Genomic DNA, 25243 nt, shown 5'->3' with positions numbered 1-25243 from the left:
GGCCGGGTGAGGCTGGTCCTCGGCACGACAGTGTCCTTCCCTCGGCCGCCGGTCACCGGTGGACGGCGGCGCGGCGGCGGCCCCGCCGGCCCCGGTTGACGGGCCTGCGGGCGGCGACCGCCGGACACGATACCGGACTCAGACCGGTTGACCAGGCTCGCGACCACCGGAGGCATAGATCGTCGACACAGCGTGCCGGCCCGGTCGCGCAGCGCCGCGAGAGTTCAGCCGCCGCGGCGCGGCGGGCGGGGCTCAGCCGCCGAGCAGGGCGTCGCGGACCTCGTGCCAGGTCCGCTCGTCGGCGGCGACCAGCAGGCCCTCGTCGTCGTCGGCGGGGTGGTACTCGGTGCCGTCGAACCGGCGGGCCACCCCGCCGGCCTCGCGCACCAGCAGCACCCCCGGGGCGTGGTCCCAGGGCAGGGTCCGCCAGAAGAGCACGAACTGCTGGTCGCCGGTGAGCAGGTCGAGGTACTCCCGGCCCGCGCAGTGCTGCCCGGACAGCAGCTCACCGATCCGTTCCCCGCCCGCCTCGGCGGCCCGCCGCGTCGCCGGCGGCAAGAACCAGGTCATCGCGGTGCCGCGCAGCGCGCCGAGCGGCGGCACAACATCGGCGATGCGCACCGGCCGGCCGTCGAGCCGGGTGCCCTCCCCGGCGACGGCCGCCGCCAGCGTCTCCGCCAACGGGTCGAGCACCCAGGCGGCCGCCAGCTCCCCGTCGGTGAGCAGCGCGACCATCAGCGCGAACGGGCGCCGACCGGCGGCGAAGTTGCCAGTGCCGTCGACCGGGTCGACCAGCCAGACGTCGCCGTCGTCGCGCAGGTGGCGCAGCAGGGACGAGTCGTCGGCGACCGCCTCCTCACCGACCACCACCGAGCCGGGCCGCAGCCGGCGCAGCGCGTCGGAGATCTTCTCCTCCGCCCGCCGGTCGGCCACCGTGACCAGGTCACCGGGGGCCTTCTCGGTGACGTCGGCGTCGTCCAACCGGCGGAACAGGGGCAGCACGACCTGCGCCGCGGTCTCCCGCAGCAGGTCGCCGACGTCGTCCCGCAGCTGGTCAGCCACGCGGCGGGAGCTTGACCACGCTGACGAAGAACTCGTCGATCTGCCGGACCACCGAGATGAAGCGCTCGAAGTCGACCGGCTTGGTCACGTAGGCGTTGGCGTGCAGCTGGTAGCTGCGCAGGATGTCCTCGTCGGCCTGGGAGGTGGTGAGCACCACGACCGGGATGGGGCGGAGCTGCTCGTCCTCCTTGATCTCCTCCAGCACCTCCCGGCCGTCCCGGCGAGGCAGGTTCAGATCGAGCAGGATCAGGTCCGGCGTCACGGCGTCGGCGTACCGGCCCTCGCGGCGCAGGTAGGCCAGCGCCTCCGCGCCGTCGGAGACGACGGTGAGCCGGTTGCGCAGCTTGTGCTCCTCGAACGCCTCCTGGGTCATCAGCACGTCACCCGGGTCGTCCTCGACCAGCAGGACCTCGATCGGGCTCTTGCCGTCCGCTGGCGCGGTCATCTCGCCGTCTCCTTCATGCCACCCGTTGTAGCGTGCTCCGGCGCCGCCCCGGGCGCAGCTGTGCCCGGTGGCCCGTCCGGCTGCCGGCCCACCGTCGGCGCGGCGGTCTCCGGATCACCGGCGTCGGTCACCGTGGTCGAGGCGTCCCCGGTCGGCTCGACGCCGGCCGGCTCCTCGCCGGTTGCCGCGCCGGCCTCCGCCGTGGCCGCCTCGACGTCCGCCGGCAGGGTGAAGCGGATCGCGGTGCCCTCGGCGGTGTCGGTGTCCACCCAGACCCGGCCACCGTGGTACTCGACGATCTTCTTGACGATCGCCAGGCCGATGCCGGTGCCCGGGTAGGCGTCCTTCGCGTGCAGCCGCTGGAAGATCACGAAGATCTTGTCGGCGAACTCCGGCTCGATCCCGATGCCGTTGTCCTTGCAGGTGATCTCCCACTCGTCGTCGACCAGCCGGGCCGAGACGTGCACCTTCGGCGTGACGTCCGGGCGGCGGAACTTGATCGAGTTGCTGACGAGGTTGGCCAGCAGGTTGCTCAGCAGCGGCTCCTCGCCGCGGATCACCGGCAGGTCGTCCCAGGTCAGCTCGGCGTCGGCGTACTGGCGGGCGGCCTCGGTCTGCCCGGCCACGTCGCCCATCACCTTGTTGAGGTCGACCTCGGTGAAACCGGTGGTGAGCCGGCCGATCCGGGAGAAGGCCAGCAGGTCGTTGATCAGGCGCTGCATCCGCTGCGCGCCGTCGACGGCGAAGGCGATGTACTGGTCGGCGCGCTCGTCGAGCTGCCCGGCGTAGCGGCGCTGGAGCAGCTGGCAGAAGCTCGCCACCTTGCGCAGCGGCTCCTGGAGGTCGTGCGAGGCCACGTACGCGAACTGCTCCAGGTCGCGGTTGGAGCGGGTCAGTTCCTCGGCCTGCTTCTGCAGCTGGCTGTTGACCCACTCGATGCTCTCGCGCGCCTCGCGCACCTCGGCGAGCTCCCGGGCGATCTTCTGCCGCATCGCGTCCACGTCGCCGGCGAGCCGCTGGAACTCCGGCGGGCCGGAACCGGCGATGTGGTGCTGGTAGTCACCCTCGGCGACCTCCCGCACCTGCTCCGCCAGCCCGGTGAGCGGCCTGATCACCATCCGGTCCAGGGAGAGCAGCAGCACCGAGCCGGCCACCGCCACCACCACCGCCGCGACGATCAACAGGACCACCAGCATGTTGCTGCTCTGGTAGACCTTGTCGGCGCTGCGCTCCCGCTCGGCCAGGATCTCGGTCTGGAGCGCGTCGGCGGAGGCACGGATCTGCTCGAACTGCTGCCGGGCCTGATCGGTGATCAGCGCCTGGCCGGCCGCCGTGCCGTCCCGCTCGGTCGTGGTGATCACCGGCTGGGCGACGGCAGTGCGCCAGTCGGCCGCCTGCTGCTCCACGACCCGCAGCGCCCGCTGGACGTCCGGATAGTCACCGATCAGCTCGTTCATCCTGCCGACGGTGTCCCGCTCCTGCTGGACGCCGCTCTCGTACGGGGCCAGGTCGGCGCGGTCGGCGCTGACCACGTACCCCCGGACAGCGGTCTCCTGGTCGAGCAGGGCGTTGAGCAGTTCCTGGCCCTGCACCCGCAACGGACCGGTCTTCACCAGCACCGCGTCCATGTTCTGCCGGGTCTTGGCGGCGAGCGCGGCCTCGGCCCCGGCGAGCCCGAGCAGCAGCGCCACGACCACGGTGAGCAGCACGCTCACCCGCCGCCGCAGGGTCCAGCCCTGACGGTACGAGTTCACCAGCCACCGCCCCGGGTGACCAGCAGCATGGCGACGTCGTCGGCGAGCGGCCCGCCGTTAATCGCCTCGGCCCGGCCGACCAGCCAGGCCGGCAGCTCGGCCAGCGGCACCGCCTGGTTGGCCGGTTCCTCCAGCAGACCGACCAGCCCCGGCACGTCCAACCGGTCGTCGCCGTTGCCCACCCGTCCCTCGATCAGACCGTCGGTGTACATCAACAGGGACCAGTCATCGGTGTCGAACTCAAGGTCGAACGCCACGGGCCGGCGGGGTCGTACCCCGAGAAGCAGGCCACCGGGCGCCGGGACCGGCGCGACCTTGCCCCCGGAGAGCAGCAGCGGCGGCGGGTGCCCGGCCAGCCGGACGGTGGCCCGGTTGCCGTGCAGGTCAAGCCGGATCGTGGCGACGGTGGCGAAGATCTCCTGGAGCCGGCGCTCGCTCATCAGCACCTGCTCCAGGGCGGGCAGCACGTCGTCGTCGGCGACCCTGGCCAGGATCAGCGCCCGCCAGGCGACCCGCAGTTCGACGCCGAGCGCGGCTTCGTCGACGCCGTGCCCGCAGACGTCGCCGACGATCAGGTCGACCCGGTCGGGCCGGGTCTGCACGACGTCGAAGAAGTCCCCGCCGATCAGGGCCGCGTGCCGGCCGGGGCGGTAGAAGGTGTGCACCGCCACCTCGTCGGTGCTCATCAGCGGCTGGGGCAGCAGGCCGCGCTCCAGGCGGGCGGACTCGGCCTGGCGCAGCTCCACCTCGCGCAGCCGGCGGGCGTTCTCGTCGGCTCGCTTGCGTTCCACCGCGTAGCGCAGCGCCCGGGTCAGCAGTACCCCGTCGACCTGGCCCTTGACCAGGTAGTCCTGGGCACCCTCGGCGACCGCGACGGTGCCCAGGTGCTCGTCGGAGCGGCCGGTCAGCACGCAGACCGCCGCGCCGCTGGACATCTCCAGCACCTTGCGCAGCCCGTCCAGGCCCTGGGCGTCGGGCAGCCCGAGGTCGAGCAGCACGCAGTCGACGCCGGCCACTCGCTGCCGCGCCTCGCTGAGGCTGGTGGCGACCAGCAGGTCGATCATGGAATTGGTCTCGGCGAGCAGCTCGCCGACCAGGAAGGCGTCGCCCTCGTCGTCCTCGACCAGCAGGACCCGCAGCCGCTCGCCCGGCGGCAGGTTGGGGTTCGGCCCGAGGCCCCCCTGCGGGTACGGCACCACGGAGGGACCGGCCACGCCGGACCCCCGGTGCGGCCAGGTCACCGCCGCGAGACGCGGGAGTTCGCTGGTGATGTCGGGCTCCTTCCGAGTGCCCCGCTGATCCTGTATCAGACAACGGTCGCACACAACACGGCCGCAGCGGCACGGGCGTACCCGGACAAGGCCGTCATCCGGTAAGCGGTCGGGCGGGGGCGAGAGTCACGGATCAGTCCCGGGGTGTCGCGGCTCACCCGGGTCCGGTGCAGGATGGTGCCCACCCTCCGCCCCACCCCGAGGAGTCCGCCGTGGACGCACCCGGAGTCCCCGCCGCCGAGCGTGCGCTGGCCCGGCCGCGCCGCCGGCCGGTCGCCGCCGTCGCCGCGCTGGTCGCGCTGCTCGCGGTCGGCGCCGCCGTCCTGGTCGACCTGCGCACCCCGGCACCCCGACCGGCGGACGCCCCGGCCGGCGAGTTCAGCGCCGCCCGGGCGTACCGGACCGTGCAGACCGTCGCGGCCCGGCCGCACGTCGCCGGCAGCCCGGCCAACGACCAGGTACGCGAGCACCTGGTCGGCGCGCTGCGCGGCCTGGGGCTGGAGACCGAGGTGCAGGACACCGTCGCCGAGGAGGCGGGCCAGCTCAGCGGGGCCGCCGGCGGCACGACCCTGGCCCGGGTGCGTAACGTGGTGGCCCGGCTGCCCGGGACCGCCTCCACCGGGCGGGTCTTCCTGGTGGCGCACTACGACTCGGTGCAGTCCGGGCCGGGCGGCAACGACGACGGCGCCGGCACCTCGACCGTCCTGGAGGTGGCCCGGGCGCTGACCAACGGCCCCCGCCCGCGCAACGACATCATCTTCCTGCTCACCGACGCCGAGGAGGCGTGCCTGTGCGGCGCGCAGGCGTTCGCGTCCAGCCACCCGCTGGCCGCGGACGGCGGGGTGGTGCTCAACCTGGAGGCGCGGGGCGCCACCGGCCCGGTGATCATGTTCGAGACCTCGCGGGACAACGCGCGGCTGATCGACGTCTTCGGCCGCGCGGCCCCGCACCCGGTGGGCACCTCGTTCGCGGTGGAGATCTACCGGGCGCTGCCCAACGACACCGACTTCACCGCTTTCCTGGACGCCGACTTCGTCGGGTTGAACTCGGCGTACATCGACGGGGGCGCGATCTACCACACCCCGCTGGACACCCCCGCCGCGATGGACCGGGGCAGCCTCCAGCAGCACGGGGACAACGCGCTCGGGCTGGCCCGGGAGTTCGGCCGCACCGACCTGAGGGCCCTGCGCGCCGATCACGACGCCACCTACTTCCCGGTCCCCGGCGGGCTGGTCCGCTACCCGGGTTGGCTGACCTGGCCGCTGGCCGCGCTGGCGGTGGTGGCGGTGCTGGCGCTGGCCTGGCTGGCCCGGCGGCGGGGAAGGGTCGGCACCGGCCGGCTCGCCGCCGGCTTCGGGCTGGCGCTGACGCCGATCGTGGCCGCGCCGCTCGCCGCCCAACTGCTCTGGGCCGGGATCACCACGCTGCGCCCCGGCTACGCCGAACTGCTCGATCCGTACCGGCCGACCTGGTACCGGCTCGCCGTGGTGGCGCTCGCCGCCGCGATCCTCACCGCCTGGTACGCGCTGACCCGTCGGTGGGCCGGTCCGGCGGCGCTGGCCATCGGCGGGCTGGGCTGGCTGGCCCTGCTCGGGGTGCTGCTGGCCGCGCTGGTGCCCGGCGGGGCGTACCTGGCGACCCTGCCGGCCCTGGCCGGCGCGGTGGCCGGCCTGGTCGCCCTGCGCACCCGGGTCGACGGCCCGTGGCCGGTGCTGGCGGTGACCCTGGCCGGCGCGGTCGCCGTGGTGACCCTGCTGCCGACGGTGGTGCTGCTCTTCCCGGCGCTCGGCATGGCGATGGGTGGCGTCGCCGCGCTCTTCGCGGTGCTGCTCGGCCTGGCCGCGCTGCCCGTGCTGGACCTGCTGCACCCGGCCGCCGGCGGCCAGCGCGGGATGGTCGCCCTGCGCGCCCGCCGGCTGGGCGCGCTGCCGGCCGTCGCCGCCGGGCTCGCGGCGGTGGTGCTCGCCGGGGTCGGGCTGCGCGTGGACCGCTTCGACGCCGCGCACCCGGTGCCCACCCACCTGATGTACGCCCTGGACGCCGGCACCGGCCAGGCCCGCTGGCTCAGCCACGAGGAGGACCCGCAGCCCTGGACCGACGGGTACGTGGACGGGGTCGCCGACGTGTCCGACGACTTTCCCGGGCTCGGTGACGCCGAGCTGCGCGCCGGCCCCGCCCCGGCGGCGGACCTGCCGGCGCCGAAGCTGGACGTCCTCTCCGACACCACCATCGGCCAGCAGCGCACCCTGCGGCTGCGCCTGGTGCCGCAGCGGTCGGTCCGGCTGGCCTCGCTGCACGTGGAGACCGCCGGTCTGGGCGGCGCCGGCATCGAGGCGGCGACGGTGGCCGGGAAGCCGGTGGAGATCGAGGAGCGGCACCTGGACGACCGCTGGTGGGGCGTCGTGTTCCACGCACCGCCGCCGGAGGGCGTGGAGATCGCCCTCACCCTGGACCCGCGTGGCGGCCAGGTGCTCCTGCGGGCAATGGACGCCAGCGACGGCCTGGACGGACTGCCCGGCTTCCGGCCGCGCCCGGCGGACGTCGGCGTGGTCGGCTCGCACAGCTCGGAGATGCTGGCGGTGGCCCGCACGTATCCGCTGTAGTCCCCTCGGCCGGTCCGCTGTAGCCCCTCGGCCGGCGGGAGGGCCGGGTCTGCCGGTCAGGCTCTTTGGAGCTGATGTCACAGACGATTCAGGCAGCCCGCCGATCCGGCGACGTCGACCGACCACAAGGGACCGCGGACCGGAACGTCGCGTGGCACGATCCGCGGGACGTTGAGCGATACTTCCGGAAGGACCAGCGATCTGAGCGCGACGGCGCAAGTCGTGGATACCCGGATCTACCGCCATGCCTCCGGACTTTTCGACGGCAACCTGACCCTCGCCGCGTCTGCGCCGGATCAGGCAGACGAACGGACCTTCTACGCCGGTGTCGTGCGTACCCCGCGGGTGGTCGCCGGCGGCCTGCTGGCGCTGGCGGACATCGCGGGCGCGGACTTCCGGCAGAACCGCAGCACCACGCGCGGCCGCGACCCGGCGGTCACCGGCGATGGTGAACGGCTGCGGCACGCTCGGTGTCGACGGTGACCGACACCCGTGCGGCATGGCCTGCCATCAGGTCGACCGCGGCCAGTAACCCGGCGGCGGCCAGCAGCCCACCAGCCGTGGTGGCCGGTGTGGGGCTGGGCGGTGGTGTCTGCCGCATCAGGCCACCTCCGCCCACTCGGCCTGCTGCTCGTCGGTGATGCCGAACAGGCGGTCGTAGTCGGTCAGGTCCCGACGGGCCACCTCGTCCCCAGCGCGGGGGCGGGGAGCCTGGTATACCTTCCGCATCGCGGCGGATGGCCACCGTGTGCAGGTCGGCGGTGACCTCGACCCGGTGCCCGACCGCTGCGGGGTGCACCGAGTAGTCGCAGGAGTCCAGCCGCACGTAGTGATCGCGCGGCAGACGCCGCCTAACAGCTCATCGGCGAGCGACTCGTCCACCGGCGGCGGTTTCGACGCCGGCTCTCGATCGGAGTCGCCGGGGCACGGTCTTAGTGTCGGTCATCACGTGGTCCCTTCCCGAGTCGATCACGACTCAGAATCAGGCCACCACCACTTACACAGCCGATCTGAACACGCCCTGGCCTCCGCCTAGATTCACCAGCTGGGCGAACGCCTCGAAGTGCAGGGCCGACGAGCTCTCCCGGCGCGGGCGGCCCGTCGACGGCGACATCGAAGGGCTGCCGCTCTGATGCGAGAGATCGTCCCAGATTAGGGCCGCTTGGGGCGTTGAATGGTGCGGTTGTGCGGTGACGGTTGGGTGAGGGTCGTAGGCGGGATTAGTGCCAGGCCCGAGTTGGTTACATCCCTTAAGCGGGTCGGCTGGTGGTGCTCCTGTCGCCCACCCCCGCGGAGCCTGGCTGATGCTGTGCCCTGGATAGGTGGCACGGCTGCATGATGTCTGGCCGTTGAATTTGAGCACACCCGTCGAGACTCTGGAGGAGATATTGTAGGTAGCCCGATCGTCGTCGACAGCAATCCAGAACTCATGGAGCTGATCGCTCACGAAGTCGACCTTTTCTAATCCAAGAGCCGACTGATCGCATTGTCGAGCTACCACGACGGGGCGAGGGTCCGTTACACCTCGGTGTCGGATTTCACAACCACGCCCGCAAGGGTTCCGGCATCTCTGATCTACTTTTGATTCTTTTGGGGGATCATGTCTACGTGGCTTAGCACTCGATTCCGAAATACCCCCCGGCCCCGCCGGGTCGTCGTTATCCTCGTTTCTGTGCTGATGGTCGCCATGGTGTCACTTGCCGGTATCGTGGCCAGCGCTGGCAAGACACCGGACGGACCCCTGCGCAACGGACCCCTGCACACCGAGGGCGCGAACCTGGTCGACGCGCATGGCGATAAGGTCACCCTCACCGGGGTGAACTGGTTCGGGTTCGAGACAGGCACGTTCGCGCCCCATGGGCTGTGGACACGCAACTGGGAGAGCATGCTTGACCAGATCAAGGCATCTGGGTTCAACACGATCCGGCTGCCATACTCGAACGAACTCTTCACGCAGACCGCCCCGCCGACCGAGGGCATCGACTACGACAAGAATCCGGACCTCAAGGGCCTGTACGGGCGCGACCTGATGGACCGCATCGTCAACGGTGCTACCGATCGCGGCCTGATGGTGCTGCTTGACCAGCACCGCCCGGACTCGAATGGCCAGAGCGAACTGTGGTACACCAGCACCCTCAGCGAGCAGCAGTGGATCGACGACTGGACCATGCTGGCAACCCACTACCGGGGCAACCCGTTGGTGATCGGCGCGGACCTGCACAACGAGCCGCGCGGCCAGGCGACGTGGGGCGACGGTAACGAGAAGACAGACTGGCGGCTGGCGGCCGAGCGTGCCGGCAACGCGGTGCTCAAGGCGAATCCCGACTGGCTGGTCATTGTCGAGGGCGTCGAGAAGGTCGGCGACGACCAGTACTGGTGGGGTGGCAACCTGATGGGCGCCAAGGACAACCCGGTGCGACTATCCCAGCCCGACAAGCTCGTCTACTCCGCGCACGACTACGGCCCAGGGGTGTACCGGCAGAATTGGTTCGACGCACCCAACTTCCCCGAGAACATGCCTGATCTGTGGAACAAGCACTGGGCCTACCTGAACACCGAAGGCATCGCCCCGGTCCTGCTCGGCGAGTTCGGCGGGAAGTCCATCGATCCCAGCACCACCGAGGGCATCTGGCAGCGCAAGCTGTTCAGCTACCTCAAGGAGCACGGGATGAGCTACACCTACTGGTCGTGGAACCCCGACTCCGGCGACACGGGTGGCGTGCTGCAGGACGACTGGAACACCATCGACCAAGCGAAGCTGGACGTGATGAAGCAGTACCAGGCGCCTCGGCTCGAGGCGACCGATGCCCGGTAACTCCAATCTCATGACACGACGCGTGGGCGGCCCCGAGCGGGGTCGCCCACGCGTCGTTTTGGCCAAGCCGCGGCGGCGTCATCACGTCGCATCCGGTGGGGCCGGGCAGGCCTGGGCCCTCGGGGCCCGCGACGGTTCGGCCCTGGCCGCGGGTGCGCTGGTCGGGCCGGGGTTCCATCCCGCCATGGCAGAGGAGCGGGCAGTCCACGGCCCGCCGCCGATCACAGCACGCGCGACCGGGAGGACGACCAACAGCCCGCCGCCGTCAACGCGGCGCGCTTCCAGGTCAGTCTCGGCAGCCGTGGCTGCTTCCAGAATGGCTTCTTCTGCCCTGGCTCGTGCATGTTGTTCTCCCGCCCCGATGTCGTCACTGCTCAGCGAGTACGCCTATTGATCTTGCGTATGGATCTTGTAGACGCCGAGTTGAACGTTGCCCCGTTTGGCGTGCCAGACTTGTTCGCTGTGTTTGTCGACCGCCTCGAGGATCCATGACTCGCGGCCGCCGGCATTGTTGTCCACCATCGACTGATGCATACGGTTGGACATCACGACGTAGTCGATGTTCCGCCAATCCGACCGGAACAGCTTGTCGCGTACATACGGGTCCGACGATGCCTTGAAGTGAGAGTGCGCATTCGGAAACACTGGCTGTCGGTCGTGTAGCGCGGTCCAGATGTCGTCGTCCATGATGATCCGGGCATCCGGCGAAATGTTGGCCCGGACAAAGTCGATCTGCCGTTCCTGCATGGTCGTCAGCTGCAGATGGTATAGGTCCTGGAACTGCACGCGTCCATGGGTGTCGTGGTGCAACACGTAGGCACCCGGGACGAGCAGTGCCGCCACGACCAAACTCGCGGCCGCGCCGGCCCGGACCGGCACCGCCACCCGGGAGGCGAGATGCCCAAATAGGACACCTACATTGAGGGCGAGGAGCGGCAGTATCGGCGCGACGTAGAAGTCCAGCAGCTGGCTCCCGCGCACCAGGTAGAAGGCGTACCCCAGTACGAGCAACGCGGCGACCAGGTAGCCGGGGCGGTGCGCCCGGTCCCGAAACCACAGCCACAGTACGGCTAGGACCGCAGCGCTTCCGCCGATCAGGAGCATAGGGTCCTTGGGTAACCAGCTACCCTGCATCATTTCGAGGAACACGCTGTGCCCCTTCGGGGAGGTGCGGTTCAGTTGCCACCAGATGCTGTAGAGCAGCGAGACGTGGTCAGCCGGCGGGTTGTGGCGGTCGAAGTTCAAACGGGTGGGGAAAAACTCATGGTTGAATAGCGCGAACAGAACATACGCAGCCACCGGAACCGTCACCGCGATCCACCAGAAGCTCGTCACGAAACGTCGATTCTGCTGCCCCTTGACTTGTCGGTGCGCCAGATAGCCGAGGGCGGGGACGAAGAAGATGGCGTTTTCCTTGGTGATGACCGAAACGCCGAACGCGAACCCCGCGATCATCGCCGTCCCGATACGTCCTCTCGCGTTAATCAGCAGGTAGATGGCCAGCAGCAGCCAAAAGACCATCAGGTTGTCGAGCAGAACCATTCGCTGGTAGTAGATCGCGAGCGGCGAGAAATTGACGATGAACGCGGCGATGAACGCGCCCGCAGCGCTGTTCGTAACTGTCCGGACGATGCCGAACAGGAGCCCGACACTTGCCACATGCGCCACCAGCATCAGGATCCGCATGGTGCCGACCTCATTGCCGAAAGCGTGGAACCCTCCGGGCAGGACGCCTGCCCATCCGGCCATTACTATCCATCCGCCGGGTGCGTGATCATAGAAGTACGTGTAGGGAGACAACCGGCCATCGTTGACCAGTGACCATGCCTGCTGGACGTAGATGCCCTCGTCGGTGAGGAACAGCGGGTACTGGGAGAGGTTGTAGGCGTGCGTGAACAGGCCGCTGACGAGGGAGACCACCAGCAGGGCCGCGGCGGCCGGACCACCGACCGAGGAACGCCACCTACGGAACATCCTCGGCCTCCTTGGCCGGGCCGGCTACGGCAGTGTCGGAGCCCGTCCGGTGGGCGCCTACGTGCTCGGTCTTCTCCCATTCCCCTCGGCGAGCCACCTGCCGCCGGAAGGCCCGAAGCGCTGCGTACGAGAGGACCAGCTGGTATGGCAGCCAGGTGACGGCCATCTTCACCACGGTCCACGGCGTCACCTTCATCTGGTGGGCGTCGGCGAACTCGTACAACCCCACGACCCCGACCAGAAAGTGCGCGACCAGGAACAGGATCGGCACGACTGACAGCATCGCCACCGGCATCGGCGCGTCCACCACGAACACCATGCACAGCGCCAACGGCAGATACAGCGCGAGCCACGCCTGGGCGTGCGGAAACGCGAGGGTATAAAGCGCCAGTGCGCGCTGCCGCCTGGTCGGCAACTGCTTCCAAACGCCCTTGCGCAGAGTCTGCATAAAACCCTGGCTCCACCGGGTCCGCTGCGTGATGAACTGGCGGAATGTCGGCGGCGTCTCCTCCTTGGTGACGTAGCGGTCGTCGTAGATCACCCGGATGCGTTCGCCTATGCTACTTATCCGGAGGCTGATCTCCGCGTCCTCAGTGAGGTTGGACTCGTCCCAGCCGCCGATCCGATCCAGCAACTCGCGAGAGAAGAACACCGTGTTCCCGCCGAGCGGTAAGAAACCGAGCCGAGCTTGATGGTGGAGGCGGCTCTTGAACCAGAAGAAGTACTCGAGGACGTTGAAGGCGGAATACCAGCTGGACCAGAAGTTCATGAGCTGAACGCCGGCCTGGACGACCTTGACTCCCTCGTTCACCATCACCGTGTTGACGATGTTCACGATGTCCGGGTGGATCTCGTCCTCGGCATCGAAGACGGCGACGACGTCGGAGTTCGCGTATTGAAGTGCGTAGTTCAGAGCGTGCGGCTTGCTGATCGGGCCGTCGTCGAAAACCACCAGCCTTACGCTCGTGATGCCGTTCGCCTTGAGATCAGCGATCCTCCGGGCAGTCTGGTCGATGGTCCCGTTGTCGTCCGCGGAGCAGACGACGATGACTTGCAGAAGTTGCGCAGGGTAGTTGCTGTGAACGACTCGGTCCAGGGTCCTCGCGATGACCGCCTCTTCGTGGCGTGCAGGCAGGATGGCAGTGAAGGAAAGGGCTGGGGCGGCAAGTTGGTCTGGCGCCCGGCCGAGATCGTCCAGGTCGGGCTTCCTCCATGCATAGACCATCGTGTAAAGCGCGTACGCAGCCTGAACGCTGAGCAGGGTGGACACCAGTACCACGAAACCAAGCAAAAACTGCATTGAATACGCCTCCCCGAATCCACTTCGTGCTTGCAGCGAAGTCGACGGCCAGCAGCAGGGCGCTCACGACGTAAGGTTGAACTTCAGTAACTGCCAGACCTCCCCGCGAACCGGACATTCACAACTCGTTGGGCAGGTAGGTGTGTGTGACGGCCACCTCGGCCGCCGGGATGGGTGCAGCGAACGGCTGCATCCGCACCTCCCAGTGGAGCAGGAACAGGACGAAGCCGTTGGCCCCCGCCGCCGACGAGGCCGGGGAACCGCCACAGCCGGGAGCTATAGAGTGCCGCCGTGCTGCGTGCGAACAATGCTGGCTCGGGCAGGTGTGGGCTCATGGGAGCACCGAATTCGCAGGTCAGGTCGTTACCCCACAATTTATCGTGTCGGGGCGCCGCTATCTCCTCCATGGCAAATTTGATCAGGCCCCGATTCAGGGAGGCCGCACCCGTTACCCATGAGGGGGGTGGCCGGCCTGCGCGTGGTGGCCGGCCTGCGCGTGGTGGCCGGCCTGCGCGTGGTGGCCGGCCTGCGCGTGGTGGCCGGCCTGCGCGTGGTGGCTCGCCCGCCGCCCGCCCGGACACGCTCGCTAGTACGGCAGCCGCCATTGGCGGTCTGACCTGGCGGGATGCGGTGGGGGCGTGCGAAGTGGACGCAGCCGCCTGTCGATCATGTGTTTGTGAGGACTACAAGATCGAAGGCGGCTGCTGCTGCCAGGGTAGCGGCCAGGCGTGCGGTGCGGGCACGGGCCGAGCTGTTGGAGGAGCTGCGGTCGTGTTTCGTGCGGACGCAGACGTGGCAGCACGCGGGCCGGTACATCTCGGCGCTGGTCAGTCGGGTACCGAAGCGCAACGGGTGGAGCATCGCCGAGCAGGTCGGGGACGCCACGCCGGACCGCACGCAGCGGTTGTTGAACCGGGCGGTGTGGGACACGACGGCTGCGATGGGTCACGTTCGGCGGTTCGTGGTCGCTGGTCTGGACGCGGCGGCCACGCACCGGCGGCGGCGTGGGTTGGTCGTCGGCGCGTTGGACGAGACGGGCCAGGCCAAGCAGGGTGTCGCGACGTGTGGGGTGAAGCGGCAGTACATGGGGTGCGCGGGTCGGGTCGCCAACGGGATCAACACCGCGCACCTGTCATATGTGCGCGAGCGGACCGGACACGCGTACGCCTGGGCGTGGATCACCACCGCCTCACCGCGGCATCACCTGCTCGTGCGCCGCCACCTGCGTACCGGCGAGCTGGCCTTCCACTACTGCCACCTGCCCGAAGGGCAACCGGTGACCAAGACGAGACTGATCCGCGCCGCCGGACTGCGCTGGCTGGTCGAGGAGTGCTTCGAGTTCGGCAAGGACCACTTCGGCCTGGACCAGTGCCAGGCCCGCCTCCACACCGCGATCGCCCAGCACACCGTACTGGTCAGGGCCGCCCTCGCGGTCTGCGCGGTCACCGCCGTCCACCTCCGCGACCGCACCGACAGCCAGGCCCCACCACCGAGCACACCCGACCAGCCACCACCGCCCGAGCCCGGACTGATCCCGCTGACCGTGCACGAGGTCAAACGGCTACTCGCCGACGCCCTCCACCATCCGACACCTCCCGGTCACGCCACCCGCTGGCTCACCTGGCGACGCCGCCACCAGGCCCGCGCCCGCTGGTTCCACCAACACACACGACTCAACCGCGACTACGCCCTGGTCAGATAGCAAATGGCGGCTGCCGTACTAGGTCGTCATGATCACCGGCACAAGTGAGCGCGGGTAACGGCGGAAGATGCTGGAAACCGACCGAAGGCGTTTTGGCAGGTCAAGAGCCATGCCGGCGGTAGCGCGGGAGGTCGGAGAGTCGGGGCTCTTACTTCCACCGAAAGTGCACGAACAGCCGGCCGAAGTTCTTCGAGTCCTTCTCGACCCGGTGGTAGAGCTGCTTGACGTCCTTCTGGTCGAGGAACCGCAGCACCCGCTTCTTGAGCTGACCGGAGCCCTTGCCCGGGATGATCTCCACGAGGGTGGCCTTCTTCGCCACCGCCTCGTCCATGATCCCGCGCAGCGCCCGGTCGATGTCGTGACCCTTGTTGAAGATCTCGTGCAGGTCCAGCTTCAGCTTCATGCCGCGCCCACCGCCAGGTCAGCTCCCATGCCCGCAATGGTAGGCGGGCCGGCCGCCGGGCCCGCGGACACGCATCGGGGCAGCCCCGCGGGGCTGCCCCGTCCGTGCGTCCCGCCCGCCCGGCGGGTCGGGATCAGCGTCCGAGCCCCACCCGGGTCTCCACCCGGCGCAGCGCGGTCGCGTAGTCGTTGTTGGTCGAGTGCATCGCCGCGGCGATCCGCAGGTGCCGCAGCGCGTCCGCGTGCTGGTTCAGCCGCTCCAGCGTGCGCCCCAGCACGTGGTGCGCGTAGTGGTCGCTCGGGTCCCGCTCGACCAGCTCGCGCAGCTGCTCCTCGGCCCGGCTGAGCTGGGCCGACTGGAAGTACGCCCGGGCCAGCAGCTGGCGTACCGAGGAGTTGCCAGGCTCGGCCGCCACGATCGGCTCCAGCAGCTGGGCCGCGCCGTTCGGGTCACCCGCCTCGAAGAACATGGTCGCCCGCCGGTACTCCGCCAGAAGATCCATCCCGACCCACCTCCTCGTGTCGAGCCGCATCTCGTCCGACGCTGACACAACACCGACCGCGCCGCGAATGTTCCTTGGTCGGGAATCGCGCTCACGGGGCCGGGTCGTACCGGCCGGCGACCAGGTCCCAGGCCCGGACACCGCCCACGATCCCGGCCGTGTTCGGGACGACCACGACATCCTCGCCCATCCGGGCCAGCTGCTCCGGCCGGATCAGCCGCGAGTTGCCCCCGCCCAGATAGAGCCGGTCCCAGCGGAACACCGGCCGCAGCCCCTCCACCACCTGCCGGATCCGGCGGGACCAGAACGCGTCGCCGAGCCGACGCCGCTCCGGCTCCCCCACGTACGTGTCGTAGGTGGTGCCCCAGCGCACCGGGGCGTGCGACAGCTCCAGGTGCGGGGCGAGCAGCCCGCCGTCGAAGAGCGCGCTGCCCAGCCCGGTGCCGAGGGTCAGCACCAACTCGCAGCCGGTGCCGGCGACCACCCCGGCCCCGTGCACCTCCGCGTCGTTGAGCACCAGCGCCGGCACCCCGAAGGCGTCGGCGAGCGCGCTGCGGGCGTCGTACCCGGACCACTCGGCGACCAGGTCCGCGTCCACGCGGCTGCGCGGCCCGGATCGGGTGACGTAATGCGGGGTGGCGACCACCACACCGTGCCGGATCATGCCGGGCATCCCGACGGTCACCCGGTCCGCCGCCGGCAGCCGCCCGCCGAGTTCCAGCAGCGTCTTGACGAAGAGCGCCGGCGGCAGGGGGTACGGCGTGGGCACCCGCAGCGGCCGGGCGCGCATCGTGCCGGCGGCATCCAGCACGCTGGCCTTGATGCCGCCACCGCCGCAGTCGATCGCCAGTGTGGTCATCACGGGAGTGAGTCTGCCTCGGGTTCCGCGCCCGCGTACCGCGGGTCGCCCGATCCGCCACGCGCGGCGGCGACGGTACGCTCGGCTCCTCATGAGCGCCACGCTGATCGTCAAGAATCTCGCCGCCGGGCACGGTGACCGGCTGCTCTTCTCCGACCTGGAGCTGGTGGTCGCCCCCGGCGACGTGGTCGGGCTGGTCGGGGTCAACGGGGCCGGCAAGTCCACCCTGCTGCGCACCCTGGCCGGGCTGCTGCCGGTGGAGCTGGGCAGCGTCTCGCTGAACCCGCCCACCGCAACCGTCGGCTACCTGCCGCAGGAGCCCGAGCGCCGGCCGGGCGAGGCGGTCCGCGACTTCCTGGCCCGGCGTACCGGGGTCACCGCGGCGCAGGCCGCGCTCGACGCGGCCACCGAGGCGCTGACCGCGGGCGGGCCCGGCGCGGACGACGCGTACGCGGAGGCGCTGGAGCGCTGGCTCGGCCTCGGCGGCGCGGACCTGGAGGAACGCGCGGAGCAGGTCGCCGCGGAGCTGGGGCTGACGGTCGACCTGAACCATCCGATGACCGGTCTCTCCGGCGGCCAGGCGGCCCGGGCCGGGCTGGCCTCGCTGCTGCTCAGCCGGTACGACGTCTTCCTGCTCGACGAACCCACCAACGACCTGGACCTGGCCGGCCTGGAACGGCTGGAGCGGTTCGTCACCGGGCTGCGCGCCGGCACAGTGCTGGTCAGCCACGACCGCGAGTTCCTGACCCGGACGGTGACCCGGGTGCTGGAGCTGGACCTGGCCCAGCAGCAGGTCCGGCACTACGGCGGCGGGTACGCGGCCTACCTGGAGGAGCGGGAGGTGGCCCGCCGGCACGCCCGCGCCGGCTACGAGGAGTACGCCGACACCCGCGCGGCGCTGGAGGCCCGGGCCCGCACCCAGCGCGCCTGGATGGAGAAGGGCGTGAAGAACGCCCGGCGCAAGGCCACCGACAACGACAAGATCGGCCGCAAGTTCCGGGCCGAGTCGACCGAGAAGCAGGCGGCGAAGGCGAAGCAGACCGAGCGGCTGATCGAGCGGCTCGAGCCTGTTGACGAGCCGAGGAGGGAGTGGGAGCTGCGGATGGAGATCGCCGCCGCGCCTCGCGCCGGCGCAGTCGTGGCCTCGCTGCGCGGCGCGGTCGTCCGCCGGGGCGGCTTCACCCTCGGCCCGGTGGACCTCCAGGTCGACTGGGCGGACCGGGTGGCGATCACCGGGGCGAACGGCTCCGGCAAGAGCACCCTGCTCGCCGCGCTGCTGGGCCGGCTGCCGCTGGACGCCGGGCACGCCGCGCTCGGCCCGGGCGTGGTGGTCGGCGAGGTCGACCAGGCCCGGGGGCTCTTCCTCGGCGACCAGCCACTGGTGGACGCGTTCGGCGCCGCCGTACCTGAGCTGGCCCCGGCGGACGTGCGGACGCTGCTGGCCAAGTTCGGCCTGCGCGCGGAGCACGTGCTGCGGCCGGCGGCGACCCTCTCCCCCGGCGAGCGGACCCGGGCGGCGCTGGCGCTGTTGCAGGGGCGCGGGGTGAACCTGCTGGTGCTGGACGAGCCGACCAACCACCTGGACCTGCCGGCGATCGAGCAGTTGGAGTCGGCGCTGGCCGGTTACCCCGGGACCCTGCTGCTGGTCACCCACGACCGGCGGATGCTGGACGCGGTGAGCGTCAACCGGCGGCTGCGGGTGGACGCGGGACGGATCGCCGAGGATTGATCCGCCGACCGCCCGGCGGACCAGCTCCGGCTGAACCGGGCGTCGGCCACGCATACCGGGCGGCGATGTGGGTAACGGCCGGCGGGAGGTGGCCATGGTCGCGCTGGCTCAGACGCCGCCCTCGGCCGAGCGGCTGCGGGCAATCGACGGATTCCTCGCCGAGGCCTGGGCCGACCAGGTCCGGCACGACGAACGGCTGCGGGGGCTCGCCGTGGACGTGCGGTTCGACCGGGGGGTCGCCCACCTGACCGGTGAGGTGGCCGGGCCGGAGGAGCTGCGGCTGGTCCGCGACCTGGTCGGCCGGCTGGCCGGGGTGTACGGCGTCTGGTGCCGGGTCGGCGTGGACGGCCGCGAGCCGGTGGTGGTGGACCTGGGCTGCGGCGGCCAGAAGCAGTACCCGACCAACCTGGGGCTGGACATCTACCCGGCGCCGGGGGTGGACGCGGTGGCGGACCTGTCCGGCTCGCTGCCGCTGGCCGACGACTCGGTCGACGTGCTCTTCGCGGTGCACATCCTGGAGCACCTGATCGACTTCCTGCCGCTGGTGGACGAGTGCCACCGGGTACTCCGTCCGGGCGGCGTGCTGCACGTGATGAGTCCCTGGTGGGGGCACGTCAACGCGGTCGCCGACCCGACCCACGTACGCCTGCTCGACGTGCAGACCGTCAAGGGCATCTGCGGGCAGCGTCCACCAGGCACCCCGCGCTGGTACCCGCTGCACGCCGGCTGTGACGGCGCCTCGATCTTCGCCGACCTGACCCCGCTCCCGCCCGACGCGCCGCCGCCGACCCACTCCCACCTCGCCCGCTTCTTCGCCTGACCCGCACCCCCACCCGCCCGCGCACCGGAGCCTGCCCGCCCCACCGCGAGTAGATCAAGAGGTTTCGCGTCGGGATCCCCCGCCGTCCCGACGCAGACTTCTTGATCAACGGAGGCGGGGCGGGGCAGGCCGGGGGTCAGCGGGGGCGGGTGCTCTCGCGGGGGGCGAGGCGGTAGGGGGCGGTGAGGTCGCGGGGCGGGGTCTCGCGGTCGCCGTCGACGCGGGCGGCCAGCAGCTCGACCGCGAGCCGGGCGATGCGCTCCTTGTCGGCGCGACGGTGGTCAGGGTGGGCACGTCTTGACCGACAGCCCGGCCCGCTCGGCCACGTCCTTGAGCCGGTGTCGCACGGTCCCGTCCCTCCCCGTGGGGTCGTCGTCCCGGGTCGGACCCTTGCGGAAGCCCACCAGATGTGAAAATTTCCTACCAGCGGTAAATAGCTGATGGCGAATCTTGCCACGGACGCCGCGACAACCGGGAGCCCGACGAAGGGACACACCGCATGAAGGCAACTCGGCTCCGAGCCGCCGGGCTGGCCGTGGCACTGCTCGGCGCGCTGGTCGCCGGCACGCCCGCGAGCGCCGCTCCGGACACGGCCGCCGCCGGATCCACCACCGACTGCAGCACCGACCCGGCCACCCCCAAGCGCCAGTTCCGCGCGATGTGGATCTCCTCCGTGGTCAATATCGACTGGCCCAGCAAGGCCTCCCATACCGCACCCGACCGGGTCGCGGCACAGCAGGCCGAATACCTCGGCTGGCTCGACCAGGCGCAGAAGCTGCACCACAACGCCGTGGTCGTCCAGGTCCGGCCGACCGCCGACGCGTTCTGGCCCTCGCCGTACGAGCCGTGGTCGGAGTACCTCACCGGGGTGCGCGGCCAGGACCCCGGCTGGGACCCGCTGAAGTTCCTCGTCGCCGAGTCGCACAAGCGGAACCTGGAGTTCCACGCCTGGTTCAACCCGTACCGGATCTCGATGCCGGCCCCGGGCGCCGGCGCGGACCTCGCCAAGCTCGCGCCGGACCACCCGGCGCGGCAGCACCCGGAGTGGACCTTCGCCTACCCGCCGGCCAACGTGGCCGGCAGCCGGCTCTACTACAACCCCGGCATCCCCGAGGTCCGCGAGTTCGTCCAGACCGCGATGATGGACGCGGTCAACCGGTACGACATCGACGGCGTGCACTTCGACGACTACTTCTACCCCTACCCGAGCGGCACGCACCAGGTGCCGGACGACGCCACCTTCGCGGCCCACAACCGGGGCTTCACCAGCAAGGCCGACTGGCGGCGGGACAACATCAGCCTGCTGATCCAGGAAATGAACGGCAAGATCAAGGCGGCCAAGCCGTGGGTGAAGTTCGGGGTCAGCCCGTTCGGCATCTGGCGCAACGCCTCGGCCGACCCGCTCGGCTCGGACACCACCGGCAGCCAGTCGTACGACATCATCTCCGCCGACACCCGCAAGTGGGTCAAGCAGGAGTGGATCGACTACGTGGTGCCGCAGCTCTACTGGTACATCGGCCAGTACCCGGCCGCCGACTACTCCCGCCTCGTGCCGTGGTGGGCCGAGACGGTGCGCGGCACCCGGGTACAGCTCTACATCGGCCAGGCGGACTACAAGAGCGGTGACCCGGCGTACGGGCCGTTCTGGCAGAACCCGCGCGAGCTGTCGGACCACCTGACGCTCAACCGGTCGCACCCGGAGGTGCTCGGCAACGTGCACTTCTCGGCCGTGCAGGTCAAGGCCAACCGGCTCGGCGCCACCGACATCTACGCCGCCGAGCACTACTCCCGGCCGGCGCTGGTGCCGGCGATGCCGCACCTGCCCGCCAAGCCGCTGCTGCACCCGGTGGTGACGCGGGCGGAGCGGTCCGACGACGGGGTGCGGCTGAGCTGGCGGCAGCCGGCCGACGGCCGGGGCCCGTTCGGCGAGGCCACCTCGTACGCGGTGTACCGGTTCGACGGGGCCTCACCGGTGGACCCCTGCGGCTTCGCCGACGCGTCCCACCTGGTCGGCACGCTGCGCGCCGACGCCGCCGCCGCCGTGCAGTCCTTCGTGGACGCCACGGCCGAACAGTCCTTCGTGGACGCCACGGCCGAGCCGGGCCGGACGTACACGTACCACGTGACCGCGCTGGACCGGCTCTGGAACGAGGGACCGGCCAGCCCCGCGCGGGTGGTGCGCTGAATCAGCCGCGAATGCCCCGGGCGGTCACCGCCCGGGGCATTCGTCTGTTTCAACGCATGTCATCAATACTTCACGCGAGTCTCACATCGAAGTGCGGCGATTGATTGAGACTGTTCCGACACCTGGTGATCCACCGGTCGCCGGCCGTACGTCATCCCCTCGGAGGAACCCGAATGCCCAGACGACTCGCCACCCTCTTCGCCGCCGGCGCGTTCGCACTGCTCGCCATGCTCGGGGTGAGCTCGCCCGCGTTCGCGGTGACCACGACGCAGAAGCTCTCGGTGCTCTCCAGCTGGACCCAGACCAGCGCCAGCAGCTACAACGCCTGGAACTCCGCCCGGCTGAACAAGGCCGCCTGGTCCGACTACAACTTCGACTGGTCCACCGACTACTGCTCGTCCAGCCCGGACAACCCGCTCGGCTTCAAGTTCACCCTCTCCTGCGCCCGGCACGACTTCGGGTACCGCAACTACAAGGCGATGGGCCAGTTCTCGGCCAACAAGTCCCGCCTCGACAGCGCCTTCTACGAGGACCTGAAGCGGGTCTGCGCCACGTACAACATCGTCGTCCGGCCGGCCTGCTACAGCCTGGCCTGGACGTACTACGAGGCGGTCAGCATCTTCGGCTCCGTCGCCGCCGTCCAGCAGTCCGACATCGACCGGGCCGCCCGGATGAAGGCCACCGCCGAGCACCGCGCCGCCCTGCGCGGCTGACCCCACCGCGATCGAATCCGCCGGGTGCCCCCGACCGGGGCGCCCGGCGGCGTCAGGCCCGCTCCCGGCGGTCCAGCTCCTGCCGGCCCGGACCGCCCTGCCGGGGCGCCGAGGCGCCAGCACCGCCCTGCCGGGGCGCCGAGGCGCCAGCACCGCCCTGCCGGGGCGCCGAGGCGCCAGCACCGCCCTGCCGGGGCGCCGAGGCGCCCGCGGCGCCGAACCGGACCGAGTCCGCCCCCAGGTCGGGGTGCTCCACCGCCAGCGCCAGCGCCGCCGCCTCCTCCAGGCCCAGCTCGCCCCCCTCGCCGTACGCGGCGTCGAAGGCCGCGTCACCGAGCACCCGACGCAGCTCGGCCTGCCGCTCCAGCCAGTAGCTGCCGTAGATGCCCGGGGTGGCCCGCAGCTGCGCCCGGGTCGCCTGCGCCGCGCCGAAGAGCCGGGCGGCGGTGGCCAGGTCCCCACCGGCGGCGCAGCGCACCGCCACCGCGTTGACCGTGTCGCAGGCCCGGCCGTGGTAGCCGTGACTCATCCGGGACCGCAGCGCCACCAGCAGGTGCTCGTGCGCGGCGACCAGGTCGTCCCGGGCCAGCGCGACCATGCCGAGGAGCATGTCCACCGACCGCCGGCCCCGCTCGACCGGCCGAGCCGCCTCCACCGGGCGGGCCGCGCCGAGCAGCTCCGCCGCCTCGTCCAGCGCGCCGCGCCGCCACAGCAGCTCGGCCAGGTTGTAGACGGCGAAGAGCGCGTCGCCGGTCACCTGCTGCTCCTGCGCCCAGTCGATGACCTCCCGGCAGACCCGCTCCGCCTCGGCGAACTGCCCCATGTCGACCAGCGGCGCGGCCCGCCCGGCGAGCACCCGGACAAGCAGCCCGGCGTCACCCGCCTGCCGGGCCGCCGCCTCCGCCCGCTGCGAGTAGCGCAGCTCCTCGGCGAACTCGCCGTCCGCGCCGGCGTGCAACGAGTGCAGGTGGTACGCCGCCGCCAGCTCCGCCTCCGGGATCACCTCGCCGGTCTCGGCGATCCGGCCGTAGAGCCGGAACAGCCACAGCCGCGCCTCCCGGGACAGCCCCCGCTCCCGCCACCACTGGTCCAGCCCGCCGGCCAGCTGCAACCCGGCCCGGGCGCTGCCCCCGGTGGCACACCAGCGCAGGGCGGCCCGCAGCTCCCCGGCGAGCGGGTCGAGCACGTACAGCGAGAGGGTCACCGGGTGCCCGTCCGGCCCCAGGTGGGCCTGCTCCAGCGCGTGCGCCGACCAGGCGACGTGCCGGTCCCGCGCGACCTGCTCCTCGCCGGTCTCCACCAGCCGGCGGGCCGCGTACGCCCGGATCGGGTCGAGCATCCGGTAGGTGCTGCCCGCGGCGCGCGGCTCGGCCAGCACCATCGACTTGTCCACCAGCACCGACAGCGGGTCGAGCGGGTCGTCGTCGAGCAGCCACTCCACCGTGGACAGCTCCACCGGCCCGGCGAAGACCACCAGCCAGCGCAGCAGCCGGGACGCGCGCGCCCCCAACGTCCGGTACGACCAGGTGACCGTCGCCTGCATGGTGCGGTGCCGCTCGGTGGCGGAGCGCTGCACCGCCCGGTGCGCCGGGGACGGGGGCACGGCCCCCGCCGCCGCGGCGGCCAGGTCCACGGTGTCCTGCTGGTTGCCCGTCCAGCCCCCCTCCGTTGGCGGCCCCGGCTCGGCCCGCCCCGCGTCGAGAGTGCCGAGCATGTCGTCGAGGCGGGCGGCGAGCTGGCCGGCGGAGAGCACCCGGAGCCGGGCGGCGGCCAGCTCGATCGCCAGCGGCAGGCCGTCCAGCCGCTGCACCACCCTGCACAGGTCACCGGCCTCCGCCCCGTCCGGCGGCCGGCCGCCCCGCGCCGCCGACGTGCGGTCGAGCAGCAGCGCCACCGCGTCGCTCTCGGTACGCCCCGGCTGCGGGTCCACCGAGAGCGGCGGGATGCGCCAGACCACCTCGCCGGGCAGGCCGAACGACTCCCGGCTGGTGGCCAGCACCCGCACCCCGCCCCCGCCGGCGAGCAACCGGGAGATCACCGCCGCGCACGCGGCGGGCTGGGCGTCGCAGGTGTCCAGCACCACCAGCATCCGCCGGGCGGCGGCGTACTCGACCAGGGTGTCCAGCATCGGGCGGCCCGGCTCGGGACGCAGCCCGAGCACCGCGGCGACCGCGAACGCCACCAGACCCGGGTCGGTGACCGTGGCGATGTCGACGAACCACACCCCGTCCGGGTACGCCTCGACCATCCCGGAGGCCAGCTCAACGGCCATCCGGGTCTTGCCGGCGCCCCCCGCGCCGAGGACGGTGACCAGCCGGTGCCGGCGTACCAGCAGGTGCAGCTCCGCCCGCTCGGTCTCCCGGCCGATGAAGGAGGTGACCTGGGTGGGCAGGTTGTGCGCCACCGCGTCGGCCGTGCGCGGCCGGGGGAACTGCCGTTCCAGGCCGGGCGCGACCAGCTGGAAGAGCCGCTCCCGGTCGTCGAAGCCGCGCAGCCGGTGCAGGCCGAGGTCGAGCAGGGACGCACCGCCCGGCAGCGGATCGGCGTGCCGGGCGGTCGACGCCGAGCAGAGCACCTGCCCGCCATGGGCGGCGGCGGCCACCCGGGCGGCCCGGTGCACCTCGGGGCTGGCGTACTCGCCGTCACGCGGCTCCGCGTAGCCGGTGTGCAGTCCCATCCGGACCCGGGGGGTGGCCTCCGGGGTGGGCCAGTCGTGGGTGGACAGCGCCCGCTGGGCGGTCAGGCACGCGGTCAGCGCCGCCGCCGCGTCGGGAAAGGCGAGGAAGAACGAGTCGCCCTCGGTCAGCAGCTCCGCGCCGTCGGTGCCGGCGAGGGTGTCCCGGAGCAGCCTGCGGTGCTCCCGCAGCACGGGGCGGTAGCCCGACCCGAGCAGCTGGGCCAGCCGGGTCGAACCCTCGATGTCGGTGAACACGAAGGTCACCCACCCGCTCGGGAGGTGGATCCGTGGCGACATGCGTGGAACCTCCGCCCCTGACGTCGGCTCCATGCTGCCCTATGGTCGAGCCGTCACGCATCGTGAGAACGGACGGGCGGCGTCCGACCCAAGGTGCCACTCGCCCACCGGTCACCGGCGAGTTCCGCGCCG

The 25243-nt window shown here is 71.3% G+C and carries 20 protein-coding genes; 9 read left to right on the top strand and 11 right to left on the bottom strand.

The genetic code is table 11. From position 1 onward, the window contains the following. Positions 1 to 252 precede the first annotated feature (252 nt). The 4 genes from ABZ807_RS01515 to ABZ807_RS01500 are packed head-to-tail and all read right to left on the bottom strand — an operon-like array spanning position 253 to position 4460. The gene (locus tag ABZ807_RS01515) at positions 253 to 1062 is read right to left on the bottom strand and encodes an inositol monophosphatase family protein (RefSeq protein ID WP_357151350.1); all 810 of its coding nucleotides are present in this window, start codon (positions 1060 to 1062) and stop codon (positions 253 to 255) included. Further along, positions 1055 to 1507: a response regulator gene (locus ABZ807_RS01510; protein WP_357151348.1), complete on the bottom strand. Its 453-nt coding sequence runs from the start codon at positions 1505 to 1507 to the stop codon at positions 1055 to 1057. Before ABZ807_RS01510 ends, ABZ807_RS01515 begins: the two co-directional genes overlap by 8 nt. Further along, complete coding sequence (locus ABZ807_RS01505) at positions 1504 to 3261, bottom strand: ATP-binding protein (protein ID WP_357151346.1); 1758 nt, start codon at positions 3259 to 3261, stop codon at positions 1504 to 1506. The genes ABZ807_RS01510 and ABZ807_RS01505 overlap by 4 nt, the downstream gene beginning before the upstream one ends. Next, complete coding sequence (locus ABZ807_RS01500; RefSeq protein WP_357151490.1) at positions 3258 to 4460, bottom strand: fused response regulator/phosphatase; 1203 nt, start codon at positions 4458 to 4460, stop codon at positions 3258 to 3260. Before ABZ807_RS01500 ends, ABZ807_RS01505 begins: the two co-directional genes overlap by 4 nt. Positions 4461 to 4744: 284 nt before the next feature. Here ABZ807_RS01500 and ABZ807_RS01495 point away from each other — a divergent pair, with 284 nt between their 5' ends. Beyond that, positions 4745 to 7135, top strand: a complete 2391-nt coding sequence (locus ABZ807_RS01495; protein ID WP_357151344.1) for a M28 family peptidase — start codon at positions 4745 to 4747, stop codon at positions 7133 to 7135. A gap of 222 nt (positions 7136 to 7357) precedes the next feature. Next, complete coding sequence (locus tag ABZ807_RS01490; RefSeq protein ID WP_357151342.1) at positions 7358 to 7618, top strand: hypothetical protein; 261 nt, start codon at positions 7358 to 7360, stop codon at positions 7616 to 7618. A 117-nt stretch (positions 7619 to 7735) separates the two neighbouring features. Here the strand turns inward: ABZ807_RS01490 and ABZ807_RS01485 are convergent, their stop codons facing one another. After that, the gene (locus ABZ807_RS01485; protein WP_357151340.1) at positions 7736 to 7864 is read right to left on the bottom strand and encodes a hypothetical protein; all 129 of its coding nucleotides are present in this window, start codon (positions 7862 to 7864) and stop codon (positions 7736 to 7738) included. Positions 7865 to 8813: 949 nt separating this feature from the next. Between ABZ807_RS01485 and ABZ807_RS01480 the strand changes: the two genes are divergently transcribed. Further along, positions 8814 to 9950: a glycoside hydrolase family 5 protein gene (locus ABZ807_RS01480; protein ID WP_357151488.1), complete on the top strand. Its 1137-nt coding sequence runs from the start codon at positions 8814 to 8816 to the stop codon at positions 9948 to 9950. A gap of 387 nt (positions 9951 to 10337) precedes the next feature. Here the strand turns inward: ABZ807_RS01480 and ABZ807_RS01475 are convergent, their stop codons facing one another. Then, a complete protein-coding gene (locus ABZ807_RS01475) occupies positions 10338 to 11924 on the bottom strand; it encodes a glycosyltransferase family 39 protein (protein WP_357151338.1) in 1587 nt (528 codons plus the stop codon). Then, positions 11914 to 13194, bottom strand: a complete 1281-nt coding sequence (locus ABZ807_RS01470) for a glycosyltransferase (RefSeq protein ID WP_357151336.1) — start codon at positions 13192 to 13194, stop codon at positions 11914 to 11916. The genes ABZ807_RS01475 and ABZ807_RS01470 overlap by 11 nt, the downstream gene beginning before the upstream one ends. Before the next feature lie 484 nt (positions 13195 to 13678). On the opposite strand from ABZ807_RS01470, the gene ABZ807_RS01465 reads away from it, so the two are divergent. Further along, a complete protein-coding gene (locus tag ABZ807_RS01465) occupies positions 13679 to 13840 on the top strand; it encodes a hypothetical protein (protein WP_357151334.1) in 162 nt (53 codons plus the stop codon). A gap of 162 nt (positions 13841 to 14002) precedes the next feature. Continuing rightward, complete coding sequence (locus tag ABZ807_RS01460; protein ID WP_357151332.1) at positions 14003 to 14926, top strand: transposase; 924 nt, start codon at positions 14003 to 14005, stop codon at positions 14924 to 14926. A gap of 148 nt (positions 14927 to 15074) precedes the next feature. Here ABZ807_RS01460 and ABZ807_RS01455 read toward each other — a convergent pair whose 3' ends face one another. The 3 genes from ABZ807_RS01455 to ABZ807_RS01445 form a co-directional block, all read right to left on the bottom strand. Continuing rightward, a complete protein-coding gene (locus ABZ807_RS01455; protein ID WP_030329768.1) occupies positions 15075 to 15329 on the bottom strand; it encodes a Smr/MutS family protein in 255 nt (84 codons plus the stop codon). Positions 15330 to 15462: 133 nt separating this feature from the next. After that, positions 15463 to 15831, bottom strand: a complete 369-nt coding sequence (locus ABZ807_RS01450; protein WP_357151330.1) for a tetratricopeptide repeat protein — start codon at positions 15829 to 15831, stop codon at positions 15463 to 15465. A 91-nt stretch (positions 15832 to 15922) separates the two neighbouring features. Beyond that, complete coding sequence (locus ABZ807_RS01445) at positions 15923 to 16693, bottom strand: ROK family protein (protein ID WP_357151328.1); 771 nt, start codon at positions 16691 to 16693, stop codon at positions 15923 to 15925. An 88-nt stretch (positions 16694 to 16781) separates the two neighbouring features. On the opposite strand from ABZ807_RS01445, the gene ABZ807_RS01440 reads away from it, so the two are divergent. From ABZ807_RS01440 to ABZ807_RS01425, 4 genes are all read left to right on the top strand, one after another. Next, positions 16782 to 18419 (top strand): ABC-F family ATP-binding cassette domain-containing protein, encoded by a 1638-nt coding sequence (locus tag ABZ807_RS01440; RefSeq protein ID WP_357151326.1) that lies wholly within the window; start codon positions 16782 to 16784, stop codon positions 18417 to 18419. A 94-nt stretch (positions 18420 to 18513) separates the two neighbouring features. After that, positions 18514 to 19239, top strand: a complete 726-nt coding sequence (locus ABZ807_RS01435; protein WP_357151324.1) for a methyltransferase domain-containing protein — start codon at positions 18514 to 18516, stop codon at positions 19237 to 19239. A 499-nt stretch (positions 19240 to 19738) separates the two neighbouring features. Then, on the top strand, positions 19739 to 21424 hold the full coding sequence (locus tag ABZ807_RS01430) for a family 10 glycosylhydrolase (protein WP_357151322.1): 1686 nt from the start codon (positions 19739 to 19741) through the stop codon (positions 21422 to 21424). 173 nt (positions 21425 to 21597) lie between these two features. Then, positions 21598 to 22137, top strand: a complete 540-nt coding sequence (locus ABZ807_RS01425) for a phospholipase (RefSeq protein ID WP_357151320.1) — start codon at positions 21598 to 21600, stop codon at positions 22135 to 22137. 52 nt (positions 22138 to 22189) lie between these two features. Here the strand turns inward: ABZ807_RS01425 and ABZ807_RS01420 are convergent, their stop codons facing one another. Then, positions 22190 to 25111, bottom strand: a complete 2922-nt coding sequence (locus ABZ807_RS01420; protein WP_357151318.1) for an adenylate/guanylate cyclase domain-containing protein — start codon at positions 25109 to 25111, stop codon at positions 22190 to 22192. Positions 25112 to 25243: the final 132 nt, after the last annotated feature.

The organism is Micromonospora sp. NPDC047548 (assembly GCF_040642975.1).
In the GTDB taxonomy this organism is placed as follows: domain Bacteria; phylum Actinomycetota; class Actinomycetes; order Mycobacteriales; family Micromonosporaceae; genus Micromonospora.
This window is presented reverse-complemented; position numbering and strand designations above follow the sequence as displayed.